This window comes from Streptomyces sp. 8L (assembly GCF_020176795.1).
Lineage (GTDB): Bacteria > Actinomycetota > Actinomycetes > Streptomycetales > Streptomycetaceae > Streptomyces.
The window spans coordinates 1-5,375 of sequence record NZ_JAIUKE010000635.1 but is presented as its reverse complement, the minus strand read 5'-3'; the positions used below and the strand labels follow the sequence as shown (position 1 = coordinate 5,375).

6 protein-coding genes are annotated in these 5,375 nt (G+C 75.1%); 3 read left to right on the top strand and 3 right to left on the bottom strand.

Annotation, left to right across the window (positions count from 1 at the left end; all coding sequences use genetic code 11):
* Window positions 1-564 (bottom strand): hypothetical protein (locus LCE31_RS36115; RefSeq protein ID WP_225022119.1); only part of this gene is annotated, 564 nt, incomplete at its 3' end.
* Between the two features lie 168 nt (window positions 565-732).
* Here LCE31_RS36115 and LCE31_RS36110 point away from each other — a divergent pair.
* The 3 genes from LCE31_RS36110 to LCE31_RS36100 all read left to right on the top strand — a co-directional run bounded on the left by LCE31_RS36110 (window position 733) and on the right by LCE31_RS36100 (window position 3,662).
* Window positions 733-1,236 (top strand): GNAT family N-acetyltransferase, encoded by a 504-nt coding sequence (locus LCE31_RS36110; RefSeq protein ID WP_225022117.1) that lies wholly within the window; start codon window positions 733-735, stop codon window positions 1,234-1,236.
* 187 nt (window positions 1,237-1,423) lie between these two features.
* On the top strand, window positions 1,424-2,686 hold the full coding sequence (locus LCE31_RS36105) for a peptidoglycan-binding domain-containing protein (RefSeq protein WP_225022115.1): 1,263 nt from the start codon (window positions 1,424-1,426) through the stop codon (window positions 2,684-2,686).
* A 301-nt stretch (window positions 2,687-2,987) separates the two neighbouring features.
* The gene (locus LCE31_RS36100) at window positions 2,988-3,662 is read left to right on the top strand and encodes an HAD-IA family hydrolase (protein ID WP_225022113.1); all 675 of its coding nucleotides are present in this window, start codon (window positions 2,988-2,990) and stop codon (window positions 3,660-3,662) included.
* Between the two features lie 70 nt (window positions 3,663-3,732).
* On the opposite strand, the gene LCE31_RS36095 is transcribed toward LCE31_RS36100, so the two are convergent.
* Complete coding sequence (locus tag LCE31_RS36095) at window positions 3,733-4,317, bottom strand: TMEM165/GDT1 family protein (protein WP_225022111.1); 585 nt, start codon at window positions 4,315-4,317, stop codon at window positions 3,733-3,735.
* A gap of 416 nt (window positions 4,318-4,733) precedes the next feature.
* A complete protein-coding gene (locus LCE31_RS36090; RefSeq protein WP_225022109.1) occupies window positions 4,734-5,297 on the bottom strand; it encodes a TIGR03668 family PPOX class F420-dependent oxidoreductase in 564 nt (187 codons plus the stop codon).
* Window positions 5,298-5,375: the final 78 nt, after the last annotated feature.

Genomic DNA, 5,375 nt, shown 5'->3' with positions numbered 1-5,375 from the left:
CCCCCCCCCCCGCCCCCCCCGCGCCCGGGGGCCCCCCCCCCCCCCCCCGCCCCCCGCCCCGGGCCCCCCGGGGGCCCCCCCCCCCCGGGGCCCCGCGCCGGGGCCCGCGGCGAGCCGCATCCTGCGGTAGCCGTCGACCCGGCGCGCGTGGTGCACCGAGAGGGCGTCGAGCTGGTCGTCGTAGGACTGCGGGCTGTCGGCGGCGGGGAAGCCGCGCTCCGCAGCGAGGTCGGCGATGAGCCGCTCCGCCCGGGCGACGGCCTCGCGCGGCGACTCCACGAAGCCCTCCTGGAGCGCCGCCCACTGAGCGCTCCACTGGTCGCGCCGCTCCGCCGTGAGCGGCTGGACGCGCAGGCCGCCGTGGCGCTCGACGCGCTCCTTGAGTTCGTGCTCGGCCTCCGCGGTGTTGCCGTCGTGCCGGGCGACGACCCGGTCGTACTCGGGCCCGAACCTGCGCCGCAGACCGGCCTTCCCGGTACCCCTGCCCGGTCCGACGTACAGCACCAGGGCGACGATGATCACGAACACCACGATCAGGCCGACAACGATCAGGACTGTGGACATGGCTGCCTTTCCCGGACGCCGGTCGCCGAGTGGCCCCGGTTCCCGTCTTCGTGTACGTGTGCGCGCCCGCCACGGTGTGTACCGAGGCTCGTAACAGGGCGTCACTCTGCCTCTGGTTGCCCGTAATCCCGTGGCAAAACGGCCCGGGCCGCTGCTACACAGAGCGCCGTGACGACATGGCAGGCCCCCGCCTGGTCGGTGCGCCCCGAGCCCGTGGGGAGCCCGGCCGCGACCCGGTTGCGCCGCGCGTACTGCGCGGAGGTCGCGGCGCGGTACTGGAGCAGGCCGGCCACGGCGACGGAGGTCGACGCGGGCACGGCGGACGATCCGCGCGACCGGCTCGCCCCGCCCTCGGGCCAGTTCGTCGTCGGCACGTATGGCGGCGAGGCCGCGTCCTGCGGGGGCGTACGGCTGCTGGACGGCGTACGGGCCGAACTCACGCGCGTCTACGTGGCCCCGGCGGCGCGCCGCACCGGGGGCGGTGGCGCGCTGCTCGCAGCGCTGGAGGCGGCGGCGCTCGGCCTCGGCGCCCGGGAACTGGTGCTGGACACCAGGCTGGATCTCGTCGAGGCGCGCGGCCTGTACGTGAAGCACGGCTTCCGGGAGATCCCCGCGTACAACTCGGGCCCCTACCGGGAGATCTGGTACGGCAAGGCGCTCCTCCCCGCGTAAGCAAAAGGTGCTCCCCTTTGGCAGGTTTTGGCGAGCTTGTGTCCCTTTCATGAAGGGGAGATGTGTCACGTACCGTCCGGACACACCTCCGTCGCTCCCTCAGGGGCTGCATAATCTGGGGCAGTTGACGGGGAGGGGTTCCACGGTGATGAACGGACGGTTCTGCCGCTCGTGCGGTACACCGCGCATGCCAGAGGGCGGCGCGGGCTGCCCGTGCGGCACATCGGCGGGCCGGACTCCGCCGCCGCCGTCCCCGGCCGCACCCCTGCCCGCGTACGAGACCTCCGAGGCCACCGCGGTCCTGCCCGCGTACGAAACCGCTGACGCCACCTCGGTCCTGCCCGCCCTCACGGGGGCCGCGACGCCACCGCCGTACCCGTACCCGGAGACCCCGGCGCCGTCCCCGTACGGCCCCGCGCCGGCGCGCAGCGCGGAACCGGCGCAGGCGTTCACGGACGCGCTGGCCGCCGCCGAGGACTTCGACCCGCTGCGCATCCGCCCGTACGTGACGCTGGACGAGAACGCCCGGCCGCAGGCGGAGCCGGACACGGCGGGCCCGCTGCCGCCGCTCGCCGCGACCCTGCCGCCCCCGCCCGGCGCGATGCCGCCGCACGCCCGCGGACACCGGTCCGCCCACCGGGGGCAGCGCCGCCCCATGAAGGCGGTCGCGTTCGGCGTGGCCGCGGCGGCCGTGCTGAGCGGCGCGGCGTTCGCGTCCGGGATGTTTCCCGGCGACGCCCACACCGACGAGGCGCTCGCCGACACCACCCACACGGGCCTGCCCGACGAGAGCCTGCCCGACGGTTCCACGACCGGCCCGGCCCAGCCCGCGGCCCGTTCCGCGCTCTCCTCGCCGGACGCGTCGGGCCCCGCGCGGACGAGTACGGCCAGGACCACGCGGGCCGCAGGCCCCGCGGCAGGCCACCTGGCGGCCCCGGCGGCGGCCCGCTCGGACGGCTCGCTCGCCCACGGCGACAGCGGCGCGCGGGTGGCGGCGCTCCAGCGGAGACTGGGCGCGATGCGCCTGTACCACGGGTCCGACAGCGGGTCGTACGGCCAGGATCTGGCCACGGCCGTCCGCGTCTACCAGATGTACCGGCACGTGACGGGTGATCCACCCGGCGTGTACGGGCCCGAGACGCGCCGCGCGCTCGAATCCGAGCAGGTACCGGGGGCGTCCACCGAACACAACACCGGGCGCCACAGCACCACTCAGCACTCCGGGCACAGCGGGCGCAGCGGACACAGCGGGCAGGCCGCCACCGCGTACACGCGGGAGTCCTCCGCGGGCGGGCAGTCGTACGGCGCGAACACCGGACGGGGCGCGTACGGCGGCAACTCGGCCGAACGGGGCGGCAACACGTATGGCGGCGGCCATGCGGGCACGTCTCCTGGCGGTCCCTCGGGCGGGTCGCACGGCGGTTCTTCGGGCGGGTCGCACCGGCGTTGAGGCGCTGACCGGCGCACCGGCGCGGCCCGCACGGAGCCGCCGGGCCCGCGGCGTCCGGGGTGACTGGTCTCACACCGCCGCCGGCTGCGCCGACGCCTGTCGCCCAGCGTTCACCCGCACGGGGTGGCGCCGGGCGCCCTCTCGTTTGTACAGTGATGGAACAAAGTGGTTCCGCCCGCCTTCCCTGACCAGCGGGCGGAGCCGCTCTTGTACCCCTTGCCCCTGCCCTGTGCCTTTCCCGCCGGCACCGCCCGACACCGGCCGGCACCGCCCATCCCCGTTCACCGCTGGAGCACCACGTATGCAGGCCACCGCCCCTGAAACCGTCCTCACCTGCCGGGCCCTGCTGCTCGACATGGACGGCACTCTCGTCAACTCGGACGCGGTGGTGGAGCGGGTGTGGCGCGCCTGGGCCGTACGGCACGGCCTCGACGGCGACGCCATCATGGGCGTCGTGCACGGCCGGCAGGGGTACGCCACGATGGCCGCGCTGCTGCCCGACCGCCCGATGGCGGAGAACTACGCGGAGAACGCCCGCATGCTCGCGGAGGAGACGGCCGACACGGAGGGCGTCGTCCCCGTGCCCGGCGCCCCGGCGTTCCTCGCCTCGCTGACCGGTCTGCCGCACGCGCTCGTCACCTCGGCCGACACCGCGCTCGCGGCGGCCAGGATGGGCGCCGCGGAGCTGGCGCTGCCCCCGGTGCGGGTCACCGCGGAGGACGTCAGCGCGAGCAAGCCGGACCCGGAGGGGTTCCTGAAGGGTGCCGCGGAGCTGGGTTTCGCTCCGGCGGACTGCGTCGCTTTCGAGGACTCGGACGCCGGCATCGCGGCGGCGCGCGCGGCGGGCATGCGCGTCGTCGGCGTGGGCCCCAGGGCCGCCGCGCTGGCGCCGACGGCACACGCGCGCGATCTGACGGCGGTGGCCGTGGAACGGGACGCGGCGACCGGCCACATCACCCTGCGCGTCACCGCCTGAGGCCCGAGCCGGCCTCGTCACCGCCTGAGGCCCGAGCCGGCGGCGGGCGGCCCGCCCAGAGCCCTGACGGTCAGCCGGCGATCGCCTCGTACAGACTGAAGCCCGCCAGCGCCACCATCACCAGCGCGGCGATCTTGGTGATCAGCCGCAGCGGGACGTGCCTCATCAGCGTCCTGCCGCCCAGGATGCCGAGGCCGCCGACCGCCCACAGGCCGAGGACCGCACCGATGCCGACGGAGACGGGGCTGTCGTAGCGGGCCGCCAGGTTGGCGGTCATGATCTGGGTGAGGTCGCCGAACTCGGCCACCAGGATGAGCATGAAGCCCGCCCCCGAGACCTTCCAGAAGGACTGGTCCACGGGCGGCTTGACCTCCTCGTCCTCGTCCTCGCCCTTCTTGAGGAAGAGGATCGCGGCGCCCGCGAGGAAGAGGACGCCCACCACCCCCTGCACCAGCCGGTGCGGCAGGAGGGTCAGCACGCTGCCGGCCGCGATCGCGAGCGCGACGTGGACGGCGAAGGCCGCCGCCACCCCCGCGAACACGTACGAGGCCCGGTAGCGGGTCCCGAGCATCAGGCCGGCGAGAGCCGTCTTGTCCGGCAGTTCGGCCAGGAAGATCACGCCGAAGACGATCGCCATGACGGTGAAGCTGATCACTGGGCTTTTCCTCAATCGGTCGGTCGCACCGCGCCGAGAGGCGAACCGCACAGGGGTCGACACGTCGGCACGGCAGCGTCGTCGGACCCCCGGCAAACGCGCCGGCGGTGTGCACCACGAATCACTGCGGCCGAAGGTCTCGCTGACGCACCGCGCGAGCGGTGGTCTCCGGGCGCCGGCCGGGTACGGGACGGATCCCCTGGCCCAGCAGTATGTCGACGGTCCGGCGTAGAGCTACTCCCCTTCTGCGCCGACCAGCCTACGTCACCGCGCGGTGTGCCCGACAGAGCCCGAGGGCCCGGGGTGGCCCGGGTCACGCGGGCCCGCGGACACGCCCTCCGGCGCCCCGGTGGCCGGAGCGGGCCCGCGGACACGCTCCTCCGGCGCGCCGTGGCCGGACGCGCGCGCCGCGACGCCTATGCGAGCGGATCGGTGTACGCCCAGCCGGTGACGCGTCCCACGTCGATGACGATCACCGGTCCTTCCGGTCTCCTGGCCGCGTACTGCGGGTATTTGGCGGCGAGCAGGTCCAACGCCCGGGCGCGCTCCCGGACATCGGAGGCCGCCCCGCCGTCCCCCGTACCCTCCGCACCCGCCGCGCCTTCCGTGCCTTCTACACCCGCCACATCCGCCGTGCCCGCCGTGCCCGCCGTGCCCGCTGTGCCGTTTGCGGGTCCGGCGGCGAGTACCCGCGCGGTGCCGTCCGCCCGTACCCACCACAGCCGGGTCCAGTCGTCGCTGTACTCGTCGACGATGGCGCACACTCCGGGTCTGGCCTCGATGTTGCGCAGGCGGCGCAGGTTCTGATGGCGTTTGGGCTTGTGGTCGACGGCGATGGCGATCCGGCCGGCGGCCGGGCCCGCGTACCACGCGAAGGTGGCAGGTACCAGGTGGGGCGTGCCGTCGGGGCCCACGGTGGCGAGCCGGAGCACCCGCGCGGCGCCGAGCCGTCGTCCCGCCTCTTCCTCGGAGAGTCGCATGGCCCCATTCGTACTGCCTGGGCGCGCCGCATCCGGGAGATATCGGGGGCGAGCCGGGGGAAAGTCGGGGGCGCTGCG